This window comes from Colwellia ponticola (genome assembly GCF_005885605.1).
Taxonomy (GTDB): Bacteria; Pseudomonadota; Gammaproteobacteria; order Enterobacterales; family Alteromonadaceae; genus Colwellia; species Colwellia ponticola.
In genome coordinates this window covers 62,712-79,491 of record NZ_SZVP01000008.1, presented here as the reverse complement: position 1 = coordinate 79,491, position 16,780 = coordinate 62,712, and the positions used below count along the sequence as shown (strand labels likewise).

Sequence of the window (16,780 nt, the reverse complement as noted above, 5' to 3'; positions counted from 1 at the left end):
TGAGTATCACTGTTAACGACTCTATAAACAAAAAAGCCAATTTCTCTTTATAGAAACTGGCTTTTTACTTGTCGCTTAGGTCAATTGTTAAGTGTAATTAACGCATTATTAATTATGCTCGGTTTGGTTGAGCTTGGTTAAGCGGTTCTGAAATACTACGCGTATCAGTGATTTTATATAAACCACAATACAGCGCTGGCACTACCGCTAAGGTTAAAATTGTACCTATGCCTAAACCAAAGGCGATAACGTTAGCCATGCCGTAAAACAGTGGGTCATTACCCAGTATTAACGGTAATAAGCCCATAACCGTGGTAATGGTGGTCATAGCAATAGGGCGTAACCGTGTTAAGCACGCATCTACTACCGCTTGATAATCAGACTTTCCAGAAGCAATTTCAATTTTGATTCTATCGAGCAATACAATAGCGTTATTAATAATAATGCCGGCTAAACTATATAAGCCCAATGTGACCATGAAGCCAAAAGGTGCTTGCATTAAAAATAAGCCAAGTACAGCGCCGATAAAAGAAAGCGGAATAGTTAATGTGATCACGGCTGCCTGTCTAAACGAGTTAAATTGAGCCACTAATAATATTAATATCAATCCTAATACTATCGGCATACTAGCACCTAGCGCTTTTTGAGCATCACGTGACTCTTTAATTACGCCATCGTATTCAATGTGATGATTAATCGGTAAATCAGTCGCTAAAGCTTGAATTTTTTCATCAATCACTAACTTAAGATCTTCTGCAGCCATATCGGTATTTCTGGCCTGGATACTAATGGTACGAAATAGATCTTCATGATGAATAATGGAAAATTGATTATACGGCGCTAAGTTTGCCACTTGAAATAAGGGCACGGTTTGCCCTGTTTTATGCGAATACACATTAAGCGTTCTTAGTCTGTCTAGACTTTGACGTTCTACTTGCTCTGCACGTAACACCACAGGAATTATATTATCGCCCTCTCGAAACTCAGTAATTTTAGAGCCAGAGAAGTAACCCTCTAGCGCTTGAGCAATTTCATCAGAAGTCAGACCAGAGCGTTTCGCACGATGCTGATCTATTTGTACATCTATTTTAGTGATTAAGTTCTCCCAGTCGGTCCGTATATCAAGGGTATTAGGGATATCGTGCAATACCGCCATGATCTGCTGAGCCTTCTTATAGATAACGTCTTTGTCAGGACCTTTTACTTGAATTTTAATGGTGCTTGAATCTGAAGGGCCTAGAAACATTTTTTTAACTCGCGCCGACACGTTAGGGAAGTCATGCTCAATTTGTTGATCAAGCTTTAATACCGTAGCGCTAATATCGGTATCGTCTTTAACATTTAACACCATAAAACCTTTATTGTTCGCAGGATCTTCTGGGTTTAGTGACATCACAAAGCGTGGCCCACTAAAACCAACATAAGCAGAATAACTGTCGATAAAACCAAAACGAGTATCATCTTCTAACCACTTGAAAATATCTTTCATCTGCCGATTCGTTTCTTTGGACGAGGTACCATTAGGCAAGTCAATATTGACTAGAATTTGAGTGCGATCAGAATCAGGAAAAAACTGCTTGGCGACATATTTCATCGAGATTATTGAACCAATGAACAGTACTAACATAGCGCTTAAAAATAGCGCTTTATGTTTAAGTAACCAATGCAGAAACGTTTCATAGTAATGATAAAATTTACTGTGTTGTTTTACTGAACCTTGGTTGTCAGCGCTTTTATCTGTAGCGCTTTGATCTTTAGGCAGAGTAATAAAAAAATAACACAGCAGCGGTGTAACACACAAAGCGAGTATCCAACTAGTCAGTAAAGTAATTAGGATAACCAATGAGATAGAGCGGGTATATTCACCAGCAACATGCTCTGCCAACATTAAGGGTAAAAAGAATAAAATAGTGGTAACAGATGAACTTAATAACGGAATAGCAAGCTCTTTACTGCCTTGTAGCATGGCATTATAGCGATCTATACCATCTTCTAAGCGACGCTTAAAATCTTCAGCAATAACAATACCATTATCGACTAATAAGCCTAAAGAAATAATTAGTGTAGCTAAACTCATTCGTTCAAGTTTCATATCACTAAATTGCATGATACTTAAGGTGGTTAACATAACAAAAGGCACAATAGCGCCAACAATTAAACCAGTGCGTAAACCTAAAAATAGAATAACCACGACTAGCACTATGGCTAAAGTTTGTAATACATTAACAGAAACACCATTAATGGTTTTAGCGACCTGATCAGCTTGGTAAGTGGCAATCTCTAAGTTGTAACCAATAGGTAAGCTTGATTCTATCGTATTAATTTTTTCTAATACCCGTGGCGCATATTCTAAAAGGTTATTTTCGGGCAGCATAGAAATGGCAAAAAATATCGCCGATTGACCGTTTAAATAGGCTGTTTTATCGGGCGGGTCGATAAAGTCACGACGCAGTGTTACCACATCTTTTAGCGCGATAAAATCTTCACTGTTGGGAATATTAATATAAGTATCACCAATATCAGCTAGGCTGTTGAAATTACCTGATGGCTCAACAATAAAACTCAGAGCGCCAGTGTTGACTTCACCGCCAGAGCGAACAATATTCTGTTTCTGTAGTTCTTCAATAAGTGATTGTGGTGAAATACCTAACTGAGCCAGCTTTGCATTAGATGCTTCTAAAAAAATGCGCTCTTCTTGACGACCTAATATTTCAATTTTTTTAGTGCCTTCAACGCCATATAAGGTGTCGCGAATGTGCTGGGCAATATCATACATTTCGCCTAGGTTAAAACCATTAGCGGTTAAGGCTAGTGTAACGACAGAAACATCACCAAACTCATCATTTACGTAAGGTGTATGAGTACCTGATGGCATTCTGCTGTGCGCAGCGGCTACTTTATTACGTAGATTTTGCCAAATATCGTCAAGGTTAAAGTAGCGGTCGTAAATTTTTACGTGAATAATAGATATACCGGTGGCGGAGCTCGACTTTATTTCTTTTACTTGCGGTATTTTACGAATTTCTTCTTCTAGTTTTTGCGTAATGAGCTGTTCTACTCTGTCTGGCGCCATACCAGGAAAAGACGTGCTAACAATAGCCTCACGAATAGTAATGGTGGGATCTTCTTGCGCGGGTAAGGTGAAATAGGCAAAAAAACCATTGACGAGTAACACGCCAATAATTAAAAAGACACTTTTTCGATAGTTAAAAGCAAGTTGAGTAATATTCATGAAGGTTCCAAGTACTAAGCTAATTAAAGCGTTGAATGCTGTTATCGATTAAACTAACTTGTTGACCATCACGTAAAAAGGCGACGCCTGCGGTAGCAATAATATCGCCTGGTTTTAAACCTGCGGAGATAAATATTTCATTGTTGAAAATATTCTCTGTTTGTACTTCGGTTTTTATTAGTTGTTGAGTATCGGGTTGGTAGACGAAAACATAGGCCTTTTGCGCTAACCCTGCACTTAATGCAGTGGCAGGTATGCGAAAAACATCACCTTTATGACCGGTTCTACCGGTACCAGCAAAAGAAAACGCGACTTCTGCTGTCATACCTGCACGTAATTGAGGATTATCCCCCTGTAAAACCACGGTGACAGGAAAAGCATTCGCAAATTCAGCACGAGTACCTATTTCGGTAATTTTCCCTTGCATGGTTAGCTCAGGTAATACAGGGAAAGTAATAGGAATAATAGAAAATTTTCGTAACTCCCTGATCAGGGTTTCAGGCACCATGACATGTACTTCAAGACCATGATTACCTTCAATTTCAAACAGTGACTCACCAGCAGATATTTGTTGAGAAGGCTCAAATAAACGCTTAGTAATAATGCCATCGTAAGGTGATAATAAAATACTGTCTTGTAAATTTTTACGGGCAATATCTAGCTGTGCTTGAGCAACATCAGCAGCACTTTTACTGGCGTCAAAAGTCGCTTTGGCATTATCAAAACCTGATTGTGATACCACGCCTTGGTTTAATAATTTTTCATACCGTTGATGAGTATTTCTAGCATCAACTAACGTGGCTTCTGCTTGCTGATATTGTGCTTGAGCTGATTGTAGTCCTAAACTAAAGTTACGTTGATCTAAACGTGCTAGTTCTTGACCTTTGACGACTTTTTCACCTAAATTCACTTTTATTTGTTGAATTTTTCCCTGTACTTCAAAGCTTAACTTTGTTGCCTCAACGGGGTCGACAATGCCCGATAAAGTTCGTATTTGCTCAAATGGAGATATATCTACTTTTTTCCACATTATAGGACGAATAGCTTGAGATACTTCTTTAGCAGGCTCATTACAGCTAGAGAGAATTAGGGTGATAAAGCAGGCGGTAAATATATATAAAAACGCACGCATATGGTTTCCTTTAAGTGCTTGTTGCCAGGTACAGAGTACTTTTCACCGAAGAAAAGGCAGAGTTATCCCTACGCTAAAGTTTGGTTTTAGCTGAGCTATAAATCAATTGCTATACAGTGGCCTATACTTTGGTACTATACAGTACCAAAGTCAACAATATAATTTTAATAGCAGTAATATTACATGGTTAGTAACAGCATTATAAATATCACAAAAACGGTAGATGCAAAAAAAATTAGTCCAAGAGGGCTGTTGATTTTAGATGCGGCACAAGATCTTTTTTATCATCAAGGTTTTGATGAAACTTCATTAGCCATGATTATTAGCCAAACGGGCGGTTCAAGGCGCTCTATTTATGATGAATTTGGTAATAAACAAGGCTTGTTGATGGCTGTTGTGCAAAGACAAGTAACACGACAATCACAAACGTTAACGTTAATAAATAGGGATATTGATGTAAAAGAAGCACTTAACCAAGTTTGCTTTAAGTTTGTTCAAGGTATGCTTTCGCCAGAATTAATATCGCTGTTTCGTTTAGTGGTACAACAGGTGGTTAAATTTCCAGAGCTGGGCGAGATGATCAATCAAACCGGCTTAATGGCCGGTGTTGTACCGCTAGTCGATTATTTGTCATGGCTAAATGAACAAAAAATATTAACCATTGAAAATTGTCACTTTAGTGCACAAATGTTACTGGAAGTAGCCAAAGGGCCATTACATACGCGCAGCTTATTACTACCTAATAAAAAAGTTGGCGATGAAGAAATAAGCCAGCAAGTGGCTCAGGCGGTGGATATTTTTTTAAAGGCGCATCGAGTTTGATTTTTAATCAATAAATAGTGTAATCAAGCAACAGTTAAGGTTTTATCAGCCAACTGGTGAAAAAACTGTTGCTAACTGAAATAAGTTTCGTATAATGCCACCTCTTAGTTTGCAGCTAACGCTGCGATGCTAGTTTACTAAATGTCAGCAAAGAATAATGATGGTAATTAGTCAGTATTTGCTAAGTTAATTAATAGTAATTAGTTTACAAAGAAGTCAGTTTTTACAGTGAAAAAAGACTTCTTTGCAAATTGCAAAACGGGCGTAAAGCCTATGCCAGCGTGATGAAATTGGTATACATGGGGGATTCAAAATCCCCTGTCGCAAGACGTGTCGGTTCGAGTCCGACCGCTGGTACCAACATTATAAAGCCCTGATTCGAAAGAGTCGGGGCTTTTTTATGCCCAAAAGATTATACTAACAGCCCACATTGGCTTGAGTATTCCTCAGTTTTATTGCTCAGTATTAAAAAAGGTTTTTACATGGCGGATACCGCGTACGCACTGCACATTTTGGTTAAACATAAAGAAATAGCCGAAGATATTATTAAACAATTAGCTAAAGGCGCGAAGTTTCAAACCTTAGCTAAAAAATATTCGACTTGTCCGTCGGGTAAGAAGGGCGGTGATTTAGGTGAATTTAAACGCGGTCAAATGGTGCCTCAGTTTGATAAAGTTGCTTTCAAAGGTGAAATATTAACGCCTCACCTGGTTAAAACGAAGTTTGGTTGGCATGTTATTAAAGTACTTTATCGGACTTAATTTACAGCGAGTATTTTTTTGAATCAACATCTGACTAAACATCCGATTTCGAAATAAGTGAGAGTTAAAGCCAATCTTGCAACACCATTACTAGTAAGTCCTATTCTCAAAAAACGGAAAAAAAACGGTGCCAGCCATAATAACTCTGAGAAAAAACGGTGCCAGCCATAATAACTCTGAGCAATAACAAAGCATTGGCAGGGCAATTTTCTGCTCATATATAACACTCATTTAGTCAGTAAATAGTAATTTTATTATTTAGTTCATCCATTTTCAGGCAATTCATAAATTTTAGGCGCGTTGATGATGCTATATGGAAATAACCGTATTGTGTTTGAAAATGCTTTGTTTGCTAAGCGCTATTTAAACAGGCTTGCGCATTGGTGATACCGTGAGTACGTTTTAAGCCAACATGTTCAGTAAATTCACACAAATGCTCTGCGGTGCCTACTGCGCCAGTAAATATCCCTTCAAAATTTTTGGTGAGCTTTAACCAACCTTCTTCACTGATGTGTAGCCTTGAGAGCATTTTTATGGTGTTAGCATGAATTACGCCACACTTATCTTCTCTTATCATACGTCCGGTTTCATCAACTAAGGTCAAGTAATCTTTTAAGTTAAAAGGGATGCCACTGGCGTTGCCTTGCTGCTCATGACCTTTAAAAGCTAATAACCTTATGGGTTGTTCCCCCTTTACCGCTGCTTTAATACGCAGCTGAATACTGGTAAAGCTTGACTGTTCGGGTGTTGGGGCGATACCTGCACGGACGGGGTTTAAATCAACATAGGCCATGCATGACAGTAATGCACCTTCATCCAATAAGGCTTGAGATTTAAAGCGTCCTTCCCAAAAATGACCAGTACAGTTATCTTCTTTGTTGGCCTGCCTGGCAATAGGCTCGTTTAAGGTGCGCATAAACCAACTGATATCCAGTAATCGCTGTTTATAGACAAGTGTTGTTGCTTCAACCATGTCTAATTCAACTGTGCACAGGGAATGTTTATGTTGATACTGACGCGTTAGGTGTGTGCCTTTAAATAATTTATGCCAGCGAGTAAGTACCTCTAATGTAGTCCATTTTTTTACTTGTTCGCTATCTACATGCAATACCAAGTGTAAGTGATTATGCATCACCGCATGCGCGCAAATATCAATCGCGAAGACCTGAGATAATTGAAAAATACGCTGTTCAATCCAATTGCGCCTGTGCTCATAATTCACGCCCGTCTCTTCATTTACACCACATAGGTAAGCTTTACGTACCGTTCTACTGCAAATATGGTAATACGGCGTATCGGATAAACTAATTTGTTGAGAACGAGGCTTAGGCATAATAATCACCAAATGAACAAAGTAAACGTAGATGAATTAAGTGTAGTTGGTTACTGAAAACATGAGCAAGTTATTATGGGTGGCTTGATAAGAACCTGAAAACATGAGCAAGTTATTATGGGTGGCTTGATAAGAACAGCTTGATAAGAACAAAGTCGACATAAGTTAAGTGCATAAGTGTGTAATTTTTTTAATGCTGTACTTTGCAATCTCCTGTTTGTTTGCTAACCAATTTTATCCGTGCTATTTTTTATTTTGATATTTTAAATATCAAAATAAAAAATAAAAAATAAAAAATAAAAAGGATTTAGGATTTATTATGAAACATAACATTCCATTTACACCATCACTATTAACCTTTGCAATTTTAGCCACATCAACTATTGGCTTAACGCCTTATAGCCTTGCGGCCGATGAAGCAAAAGGGGTTGAAAGAATTGAAGTAACCGGCTCTAGAATAAAGAGAACTGATATTGAAGGTCCATCACCAGTACAGTCAATTTCTCGCGCAGATATTGATAACATGGGTTACGACAACTTACAGCAACTTTTAGAAAGAATGCCAGTCGCAGGTAATGGCACATTTTCTACTCGAGGTAATAATCAAGACTCCACAGCTAACGGCTCAGCAGCCGTCTCTTTGCGTGGTTTAGGCGCAGATGCAACATTAGTGTTAATTAACGGACGCCGTGTTGCTATTAGTGCCTTTGCTGAGAGTATCACTAATTCTTTTGTTGATATTAATAGTATTCCTGTTTCAGCAATTGAACGTATTGATATTTTGAAAGATGGTGCATCAGCCATTTATGGTTCAGATGCTGTTGCAGGTGTAGTGAACATAATCTTGAAAAAAGATATTGAAGGATTACAGGTTAATTTAGGTTATGGCGGCACTGATGGCCCTAACTACGAAGAAACCTCTGGAAGTATTGTCTGGGGAGCCGTTAGCGAAAAAAGTAGTGCGTCAGTTATTATCGATTATTTTAAGAATACCTCATTATCGTCAAATGAAATGGGTAGCTTAGGTACAGCTAATCAAACAGCGTACGGTGGTGAAGATTTCCGTTCTTCTCGTGGTTTCCCGGGTTATTTTTATGTTGATGGTGTTAAAACAATCGATCCTGATTGTCCTGCTGATAGCGCTACATCTAGTGGGAGTTGCTTATTTGACTATGGACCTTATGGTTATATTACTCCAGCTTCAGAAAGGGTGGGTGCGATATCACAGTTTGAATATAACTTTGATACCGGTATAACAGCATTTATGGAAATTGCTGTGCAGCATAATAATTCAATTTCTGCGGGGGCACCAACGCCACTTGATGAAGATGCAGGCTTAACCGTGCCAGGAAGCCATCCAAACAATCCCTTTGGAAAAGACGTTGAGATTGGTCGCTATCGAACGGTTGACGCGGGTGCACGTCAATGGAGTATCGAGTCAGATACGTTACGTCTTGTTGCGGGTCTAAGAGGTGAAATTAATGATTGGAGCTGGGAAACTGCGGTACAAAAAGGTCGTAGTAGCTCTATGCAAACAGGTGACCGTTCTCAAGGGTGGGTAAGAACTGATTTCTTACAACAAGAAATTAATGCAGGTAATTACAACCCATTTGGCGGTGTTATCAACGATCCAGATGTTATTGATCGCATAACAACCAGTTTAACGCGTCGTGGTGAATCTCACATGACTTCATTTGATGCAAATATATCGGGTGAAGCCTTTAGTTTAGGTGATGATGTTGTGATGATGGCGGCAGGTATAGAATATCGCGAAGAAGATGTAAGCGATATTCCTGATGACCAATTTCAGCGAGGTCTTATTTTTGGTACTGAATCAGTTTCAGCTGCAGCATCGCGAGATCAATATGCTGCGTATGTAGAATTTTCAATCCCTGTTGTGGATAGCGTAGAGTTACAATTAGCTGGTCGTTTTGATGATTACAGTGATTTTGGTTCAACTACCAACCCTAAAGTTGCATTACATTGGACACCAACGGATGAGATTTCAGTACGTGGTTCATGGGCGCAAGGGTTTAGAGCGCCATCACTTGCACAAATTGGTTTAGGCCCATCAGAAAAAAGTCAATTCTTTATTGATTCATATCGCTGCGCAGCCACTGGTCAAGACTGTGGTGCACTTGATTATAATATTGAATTTAGCGGTAATCCTAACTTAGAAGCAGAAGAGTCAGAGTCTTGGAATGTTGGTGTTATTTGGGCGCCGGTGGCTGATTTTGGCTTAAGTGTTGACGTTTGGAGTATTACTCAAGATAACAAAATTGACGCAGAAGCATTTGGTCCAGTTTATAGCGCCGAATGTAATGATCAAAATAGTACTATTTGTGTTCGTTTAGCACCACAAGCTGGTCAAAGCTTAGGTGTGATACAAAAAGTACATAGCACATTTAAAAACGTATCATCACAAGAAGTTTCAGGTATTGATTTATCTGCAAATTATAGCCATTCACTTGAAGAATTAGGTTTGTTAAAATTCAACTTAGAATGGGCATACCAAAATAACTTTGAAAAAGATGGTCGTGATTATACTGGTGAATACGGCTACCCAGAGCATCGTTGGATGTTTTCAACTAACTGGGAAAATGGTGCGCTTAATATCAATATGAATATTAGTTATGTGGGTGAGTTCGAAGATACACCAGATATTGATTTTGATGGTAATTTAGACTTTGATAGCAACACTTCTAGAATGGTTGACTCACAAGTTTTAGTTGATTTACAAGCGGCTTATCGCATCACAGACTCTACTAAAATATCTATTGGTGTAAATAACTTATTTGATGAAGAGCCACCATTTGCAATTGGTGATGGTGATGGTGATCTTTATGGTTATGTCTCAGGTGTACATAACCCTCGAGGACGTTACCTTTACACTAAAGTGTCTTTTAGCTTCTAAAGCGGAAAATATTATCAATATAATACTGGTTAGTTAAGTCATTGCTAGTAAAGACTTGTTAATATGTATATAAATCCATAATCAGCCAGTTTGATTATGGATTTTTTATATGGCTAAAAAGCCAATTGGCACATTATTAACGCACAAAACTTATCGTGCCACCCATAACAAAACTTATCGTGAAAACTTATCGTGCCACCCATAATAAATTGAGTATGTTTCAATAGCGCATAACATCTTTTATTTATAATACGTAAACTTAATACTATTTTGAAGTAGCGTTTTAACTCGGTTAAAATTTGATGTTTTAAAGGATAGTTGCGATAAATGACTCAATAGAACAAATTTACGTTATCAATAGGAGTTTTAATAAACTAAAAAAGCAATAAGTCGCCTACTATTATTGTGTGACTTTTCATGGCTGGCATAGTTAATTAGTTAATTAGTTAATTAGTTAATTAGTTAATTCGTTGTGCAGTATGTTTTTTGTGGATTTATCAACAGTTCTTTGATCTAGAAGGTCACAAAATTTTTTTTTCATCATAGAATATAATTTCTCAGTTGTACGGGTCGGTATGTTTAATCTTTAAGACAGTCGTATAAATATCAAAACACAATGAAAGCAAAGGAGAGTATGATGAGTTCAACGTTTTATATGCCATCTTTAAACGTGATGGGCAGTGGTAGTTTAGCTGAAGCGATTAACTATATTAAAGGTCAGGGATTTAAAAAAGGACTAATTGTTAGTGATAATGTGTTAAGTAAAATAGGGGTAGTAAAGTCTTTTACTGACTTACTAGATCAAGATCACATTGCTAGTGTTGTTTATGATCAAGTACAGCCTAATCCTACCACTAGTAATGTTAATGCCGGTTTAACTATTTTACAAAAAAACAACTGTGATTTTGTTGTCTCTTTAGGTGGTGGTTCACCACATGATTGCGCTAAAGGTATTGCCTTAGTGGCGAGTAATGGTGGCAATTTAGCCGATTATGAAGGTATTGATCAATCGGCTAAACCACAACTACCGCTAATTGCCATTAATACTACCGCAGGTACGGCGTCAGAGATGACACGTTTTGCTATCATAACGGATGAAGAACGTCATGTGAAAATGGCCATTGTTGATAAACACGTGACGCCAGTACTTTCCGTTAATGACCCATCATTGATGATTGGTATGCCTGCCTCGTTAACGGCGGCAACGGGGATGGATGCGCTAACTCATGCTGTTGAAGCTTATGTTTCTACCGGTGCTACACCTATTACTGATGCAGTGGCATTAAAAGCAATTGAGTTAATTCAGGCTAATTTACCTACCGCGGTTGAACATGGTGAAAATGTAGCCGCTAGAGAGCAAATGGCTTATGCCCAGTTTATGGCAGGTATGGCGTTCAATAATGCTTCACTAGGTTATGTACATGCTATGGCTCACCAATTAGGCGGTTTTTACGACTTACCTCATGGGGTGTGTAATGCGGTATTACTACCTCATGTGCAACGTTATAACGCGCAAGTATGTCCTGAGCGCTTAAAAGATATAGCGCGCTGCTTAGGTGTTGATGTGCTCGCAATGTCTGCAGAAGAGGGCGCTAATGCTGCCATTACGGCAATTGAAATTTTAGCTAAAGAAGTAGGTATTCCAGCAGGATTAGAGGCTTTAGGTGTTAAAACTGATGATATTAGCTTGTTAGCTGAAAATGCCTTAAAAGATGTTTGTGGTTTAACTAACCCTAAACAAGCAAGCCATGAAGAAATTTGTGAAATCTTCCGCGCTGCGATGTAAAACATTGTTATGAGCCTTGTCATGTAGGCCTTTATAGAAAAATAGTGCCCGAACAATTTAGTGATTGTTTGGGCTTTTTTTTCAAAAAAATATCTAACCTCAGCCGGTTCTATAAATGTTATTTAGTGATTTATATAATGCTTTAATTTAACCAGTAGAAACAGAAACAGAAAAATATACTAATCACTACCCATTTACTATAAATTTAGGGGGATAACTTCTTAAGGATACAAAATGATAATAGCTAAATCACTCGCCAAACAATTTTCTTTCATCACCGCCATACTGTTTTTACTGTCTGGTTGCGCCACTATGCAATTAAATTACCAAGACCCTAGTGTTGAGTTAATTTCTTTTAAAATGCTGCCGGCTAAAGGGTTTGAGCAAAACTTTGAAATAGGTTTGAAGTTAACTAATCCCAATAATTTTGAACTACCGCTCAACGGTATTAGCTATCAATTGAGTGTAGCAGGAAGTACCTTGGCTCATGGTGTTGCCAACAATATTCCTACCGCAAGCGCTTATGGTGAGTCGCGTTTTATTGTGCCCTTATCAACGAGTTTATTAACAGGTATAAAAGTGATAAAAGCTTTAATGGATAGTCAAGGACAAGAGGTAAGCTATCAGTTAAAAGCCGATTTGGATATCGATATTCCTTTGATACCAACGATAACGATTATTGAAAAGGGGCTTATCCCCTTTGCTCATAAATCTCTATAGTGATGTAAGATTAAGCTACAACGCTAGGCTCTTAATTATATTTAATTCTCAAATCATTGATTATCTAAAGATCATTAAGTTATTTACCACTCAACGATAATACAAAGATAGCTAACGTAGATGAACATTAATGCTATGCACGCAGACTCTCTAATAATCCTCGATTTTGAAACTACTGGTCTTTCGCCTGATAAAGGGGATAGAGCGATTGAAATAGGCGCAGTAAAAATTGAAAATGGCGTGGTAATAGAGCGTTTTCAAGAGCTTATGTACCCTGGTAGGCCGATAAGCTATTTTATCGAAGACTATACTGGTATCACCAATCAAATGTTAGGTAAAGCAGCGCCTTGTGATGAAGTCATGCATCGTTTTGCAGACTTTATACAAGGTCAAAACCTTGTTGCGCATAATGCCTCGTTTGATAAACGCTTTTTAGACAGTGAGTTAAAGCGTATCTCGTCAGGTTATACTGGGCAGTTCGCTTGTTCGTTATTGTTATCTCGGCGCTTATATCAAGCAGCGCCAAACCATCAATTAGGCACCTTGATTAACTATAAAGGCATTGTCTCAAAGGGCAGTTTCCACAGGGCCTTATTCGACGCTGAAATGACAGCCAAACTTTGGCTAGCCATGCTAGATGATATTCAACAACGTGCAGGTATTGAGCAAGTGCCTTTTTCGTTAATACAAAAATTGTCTAAAGCAACGAAAGCTAATATCAACAAGGTATTAGCTCATCATCGATAAACCATCATATTTTAGCTGGGTAGTGATTTTCTAATTTGATTAGCACATTCAGCTAACACAATCGCCCCAGCGGTAGAAACATTAAGTGAGTTGCCCATACCAAACATAGGGATATGTATGTGTTGATGGCTTAACTTCAGTGCTTCCTCACTCACCCCTTTACGTTCATTACCTAAGACTAATACCGATTTAGGCGGATAAGCAACATTACTATAATCAACAGACTCATGGCAAAGCTCAACACTGTAAAGTGTGTAGCCATCAGCTAATAAGGTTTGTAAGCTCGTTGTTGTGCTATCGCTGTATTCAACGCAAACCCACTTTGCTTCATTTCGTGAAGCCTTTTTCATCTTTTTATCGGATATGGTTAGTGCGCCGCAAACAATCACTTTTTCAATAGCAAAAGCATCAGCTAAACGAATAAAAGCGCCAATGTTGTAGCTATTGGTAACCTTGTCTAATACCACAATCAAAGGGATTTTTTCTTTAGTTAAGTAGTCATCGCGTGTCGGTTTGTTTTTTCTTAGATCTTCTTTAGTTAATTGTATGTTCAAGAGTGTAGTTCTATTTTGCTAAGCGTGATGTGTTATTATAATGTGCTAACACGGATGTTAGAATAGGTTTATGAGATGATAGGTGTTTTAATCACTTTGCTCGCTGTTAAATAAAGTAAGCCGTTAATTATAAAAGAGTTGTAGCTTTATTAGTCGCTTTAGGCAGCTTTAATGATAGCCAAGCTGCTATCGCGATAAAAGCACTAGATATCCATAAACAGGCTGCTAAGCCATATGCTTGATAGACTAAACCAGACAGCACTGTACCGATTAACCTGCCCATGGCATTCGCCATATAGTAAAAACCTACATCAAGCGATACTCCGTCTTTATCGGCATAGCTAATAATTAAGTAACTATGTAAAGACGAATTAATGGCGAAAATAACGCCAAAAATTAACAGTCCGACAATAAGCGAAGCTTTAATATAAAAATTGAAATGCAGAGCTAAAGCAATTGCCACGGGAATGAGTGTTAAGTAACTTGCCCATAAAAAGGCAATTCTACCTGATGGCGCTTGATCTTGCTGTATATTAGTCGTTTTTGGGTTAGTGATTTTATCGACTTTGCTTTTACTACCAGTAAGCAGTGGAGCAATTGATTGCACCATACCATAACCAATAATCCAAGTGGCCATAAAGCCGCCAACCCACCAGTGATCCCAATTAAAGGTTACTGCTAAAAATACCGGTAGGGCGACCACAAACCAAACATCACGTGCGCCGAACAGAAACATACGGGCGGCAGATAGTATATTAATTGACTGGCTTTTAGATAATATCTTCTTGAATTTTGGCTTACTTTTCGCCTTACCTAAATCTTCTTTAAGGGCGAATAAACTAAATAACCACACCACAGTTAAACAGCTTGCCATTAAGGTGATGGCACCTTTAAAGCCTAATAAGGTCAGTAATAAACCTCCCAGAAAGAAGCCGACACCCTTTAAAGCATTTTTAGAACCAGTAAGAATAGCAACCCATTGATATAACTTACCTTCAGCGCCTTCAGGGACTAAAAGTTTAATGGAGCTTTTAGCACTCATTTTATTCAGATCTTTGGCGATACCTGATAAGGCTTGTGCTGCCATCACATACATAATGGTGAGCATGTCAGCGGGAACAGCCAACATGCTTAGGGCAATTATTTGCAGCCCTAAACCGATATTCATGGTTTTATTTAAACCCAATCGCGCACCTAGCCAGCCACCAACAAGGTTGGTGATAACACCAAAAATCTCATAAAATAAAAACAGCATGGCGATGTTTAAGGGGCTGTACCCTAACTGATGAAAGTACAGGACAACCAGCATACGAAGCGCGCCATCGGTTAAGGTAAACGCCCAATAATTACCGGTGATCACCAAGTATTGTTTTACCTGCTTAGAGAGCATTTATGTAAACCCTATTCTTTGTCAGCTAAACCAACCAGACGGGCTAACTCAGCGGTGCGATTGGCATAACCCCATTCGTTGTCGTACCACACATACAATTTTACCTGTGTGCCGTTAACCACCATGGTTGAAAGCGCATCAATAACGCTTGAACGTGGATCCGTTTTGTAATCAATAGAGACTAATGGGCGCTCTTCATAACCCATAATACCGTGTAACTCATTATCAGCGGCTGCTTTTAATAACTGATTTACCTCTGCAACCGAGGTCTCGCGTTCGACCTCAAAGACACAATCGGTAATCGACGCATTAGCTAAAGGCACTCGTATTGCATGGCCGTTTAACTTGCCTGCTAGCTCAGGGAAAATATGAGTAATAGCCGTCGCTGAGCCTGTTGTCGTTGGAATTAAACTTGCCCCACAAGCACGAGCTCGACGTAAATCTTTATGTGGAGCATCTAATATGGTTTGGGTATTGGTTATGCTATGTATGGTGGTTATTGAACCATGTTTAATACCTATCTTCTCATGAATAACTTTGACCACAGGCGCTAAACAATTAGTGGTACATGATGCAGCGGTGATAATAGGATGGATGGCTTTATCGTATAACGCTTCATTAACCCCCAGCACTATATTCAATACACCTTCTTCTTTGACTGGCGCGGTAACGACAACGCGTTTTACCCCTTGATCTAAATAAGCTTGTAGTAAGGCTTTAGTTTTTATTTTTCCTGAAGCTTCTATCACCACATCACAGTTAGACCAATCAGTATCTTGGGTTGCGATATTTTGTGTACAAGGAATAGCGTTACCATTGATAACGATGGAGTCACCCTCATGGGTAGCGTCATGGTGCCAGCGACCGTGAACTGAATCAAAACTCAGTAAGTGGGCTAGTGTTTGTGCATTGCCTGCAGGGTCATTAATATGAACAATGTCGATATCGTGCCAATCAAATGCCACGCGCATTGATAAACGTCCCATACGACCAAAGCCGTTAATACCTATTTTAATTGTCATGTTTTATCCTAAATAGCGAAAAAAATTATTTATAAGCCGTAAGGTAAATAGCTAGTTACGCTTTTAGCCAAGACTCAATAGCTTTAGTGTTAGGAATAGAGCCGCTGTGAACATTAACTTCATTAATAATGACCGCAGGCGTGCTCATAACGCCGTACTCCATAATCACTTCTGGATTTGTTTCTTTTGTTATTTGGATAGCGATACTTAATTCGTTCGCTATTTTTTCAATAAGTTCAGCTGTTTTAGTGCACTTAGCGCAACCTGTGCCTAGGATTTTAATGTTCTTCATGTGACTTCTCCCTTGTGGTTATTATGTTTAGTTACTGTGTTTAATTGCTTTGCTTAGTTGGTAGTTAAGTGTAGC

At 38.6% G+C, this 16,780-nt stretch carries 13 protein-coding genes and 1 tRNA gene; 7 read left to right on the top strand and 7 right to left on the bottom strand.

What is annotated here, in order from left to right; translation table 11 throughout:
* Window positions 1-112 precede the first annotated feature (112 nt).
* Together FCS21_RS09840 and FCS21_RS09835 are read right to left on the bottom strand one after the other, a co-directional pair.
* Window positions 113-3,232 (bottom strand): efflux RND transporter permease subunit, encoded by a 3,120-nt coding sequence (locus FCS21_RS09840; RefSeq protein WP_138622888.1) that lies wholly within the window; start codon window positions 3,230-3,232, stop codon window positions 113-115.
* A gap of 19 nt (window positions 3,233-3,251) precedes the next feature.
* Complete coding sequence (locus tag FCS21_RS09835) at window positions 3,252-4,364, bottom strand: efflux RND transporter periplasmic adaptor subunit (protein WP_138622886.1); 1,113 nt, start codon at window positions 4,362-4,364, stop codon at window positions 3,252-3,254.
* 183 nt (window positions 4,365-4,547) lie between these two features.
* Between FCS21_RS09835 and FCS21_RS09830 the strand changes: the two genes are divergently transcribed.
* The 3 genes from FCS21_RS09830 to FCS21_RS09820 all read left to right on the top strand — a co-directional run bounded on the left by FCS21_RS09830 (window position 4,548) and on the right by FCS21_RS09820 (window position 5,947).
* A complete protein-coding gene (locus FCS21_RS09830) occupies window positions 4,548-5,186 on the top strand; it encodes a TetR/AcrR family transcriptional regulator (protein WP_138622884.1) in 639 nt (212 codons plus the stop codon).
* Between the two features lie 275 nt (window positions 5,187-5,461).
* Window positions 5,462-5,546, top strand: a tRNA-Leu gene (locus tag FCS21_RS09825).
* A gap of 122 nt (window positions 5,547-5,668) precedes the next feature.
* Window positions 5,669-5,947, top strand: a complete 279-nt coding sequence (locus FCS21_RS09820; RefSeq protein ID WP_138622882.1) for a peptidylprolyl isomerase — start codon at window positions 5,669-5,671, stop codon at window positions 5,945-5,947.
* A gap of 352 nt (window positions 5,948-6,299) precedes the next feature.
* On the opposite strand, the gene FCS21_RS09815 is transcribed toward FCS21_RS09820, so the two are convergent.
* On the bottom strand, window positions 6,300-7,280 hold the full coding sequence (locus tag FCS21_RS09815) for a transposase (protein ID WP_138622880.1): 981 nt from the start codon (window positions 7,278-7,280) through the stop codon (window positions 6,300-6,302).
* A 319-nt stretch (window positions 7,281-7,599) separates the two neighbouring features.
* Here FCS21_RS09815 and FCS21_RS09810 point away from each other — a divergent pair, with 319 nt between their 5' ends.
* The 4 genes from FCS21_RS09810 (at window position 7,600) to FCS21_RS09795 (ending at window position 13,447) form a co-directional block, all read left to right on the top strand.
* Complete coding sequence (locus tag FCS21_RS09810) at window positions 7,600-10,194, top strand: TonB-dependent receptor (protein WP_138622878.1); 2,595 nt, start codon at window positions 7,600-7,602, stop codon at window positions 10,192-10,194.
* A gap of 637 nt (window positions 10,195-10,831) precedes the next feature.
* On the top strand, window positions 10,832-11,980 hold the full coding sequence (yiaY, locus tag FCS21_RS09805; protein ID WP_138623012.1) for an L-threonine dehydrogenase: 1,149 nt from the start codon (window positions 10,832-10,834) through the stop codon (window positions 11,978-11,980).
* 234 nt (window positions 11,981-12,214) lie between these two features.
* A complete protein-coding gene (locus tag FCS21_RS09800) occupies window positions 12,215-12,700 on the top strand; it encodes an LEA/WHy family protein (RefSeq protein ID WP_138622876.1) in 486 nt (161 codons plus the stop codon).
* Between the two features lie 135 nt (window positions 12,701-12,835).
* Entirely contained in the window at window positions 12,836-13,447 is a 612-nt protein-coding gene (locus FCS21_RS09795) for a 3'-5' exonuclease (RefSeq protein WP_138623010.1), read from the top strand.
* Between the two features lie 11 nt (window positions 13,448-13,458).
* Here the strand turns inward: FCS21_RS09795 and FCS21_RS09790 are convergent, their stop codons facing one another.
* The 4 genes from FCS21_RS09790 to FCS21_RS09775 form a co-directional block, all read right to left on the bottom strand.
* Window positions 13,459-14,001, bottom strand: coding sequence for a TrmH family RNA methyltransferase (locus FCS21_RS09790; RefSeq protein WP_138622874.1), 543 nt, complete (start codon window positions 13,999-14,001; stop codon window positions 13,459-13,461).
* Window positions 14,002-14,128: 127 nt separating this feature from the next.
* Entirely contained in the window at window positions 14,129-15,391 is a 1,263-nt protein-coding gene (gene arsJ / locus FCS21_RS09785) for an organoarsenical effux MFS transporter ArsJ (RefSeq protein WP_138622872.1), read from the bottom strand.
* Between the two features lie 11 nt (window positions 15,392-15,402).
* Complete coding sequence (locus FCS21_RS09780) at window positions 15,403-16,413, bottom strand: ArsJ-associated glyceraldehyde-3-phosphate dehydrogenase (RefSeq protein WP_138622870.1); 1,011 nt, start codon at window positions 16,411-16,413, stop codon at window positions 15,403-15,405.
* Window positions 16,414-16,468: 55 nt separating this feature from the next.
* The gene (locus FCS21_RS09775) at window positions 16,469-16,705 is read right to left on the bottom strand and encodes a thioredoxin family protein (protein WP_138622868.1); all 237 of its coding nucleotides are present in this window, start codon (window positions 16,703-16,705) and stop codon (window positions 16,469-16,471) included.
* Window positions 16,706-16,780: the final 75 nt, after the last annotated feature.

What these genes read in the sequence shown, in the direction of transcription:
- FCS21_RS09815 (WP_138622880.1), bottom strand. Translation starts at nt 7,280, where the DNA reads ATGCCTAAGCCTCGTTCTCAACAAATTAGTTTATCCGATACGCCGTAT.
- yiaY (WP_138623012.1), top strand. Translation starts at nt 10,832, where the DNA reads ATGAGTTCAACGTTTTATATGCCATCTTTAAACGTGATGGGCAGTGGT.
- FCS21_RS09775 (WP_138622868.1), bottom strand. Translation starts at nt 16,705, where the DNA reads ATGAAGAACATTAAAATCCTAGGCACAGGTTGCGCTAAGTGCACTAAA.
- FCS21_RS09780 (WP_138622870.1), bottom strand. Translation starts at nt 16,413, where the DNA reads ATGACAATTAAAATAGGTATTAACGGCTTTGGTCGTATGGGACGTTTA.
- FCS21_RS09835 (WP_138622886.1), bottom strand. Translation starts at nt 4,364, where the DNA reads ATGCGTGCGTTTTTATATATATTTACCGCCTGCTTTATCACCCTAATT.
- FCS21_RS09820 (WP_138622882.1), top strand. Translation starts at nt 5,669, where the DNA reads ATGGCGGATACCGCGTACGCACTGCACATTTTGGTTAAACATAAAGAA.
- arsJ (WP_138622872.1), bottom strand. Translation starts at nt 15,391, where the DNA reads ATGCTCTCTAAGCAGGTAAAACAATACTTGGTGATCACCGGTAATTAT.
- FCS21_RS09810 (WP_138622878.1), top strand. Translation starts at nt 7,600, where the DNA reads ATGAAACATAACATTCCATTTACACCATCACTATTAACCTTTGCAATT.
- FCS21_RS09795 (WP_138623010.1), top strand. Translation starts at nt 12,836, where the DNA reads ATGCACGCAGACTCTCTAATAATCCTCGATTTTGAAACTACTGGTCTT.
- FCS21_RS09840 (WP_138622888.1), bottom strand. Translation starts at nt 3,232, where the DNA reads ATGAATATTACTCAACTTGCTTTTAACTATCGAAAAAGTGTCTTTTTA.
- FCS21_RS09830 (WP_138622884.1), top strand. Translation starts at nt 4,548, where the DNA reads ATGGTTAGTAACAGCATTATAAATATCACAAAAACGGTAGATGCAAAA.
- FCS21_RS09800 (WP_138622876.1), top strand. Translation starts at nt 12,215, where the DNA reads ATGATAATAGCTAAATCACTCGCCAAACAATTTTCTTTCATCACCGCC.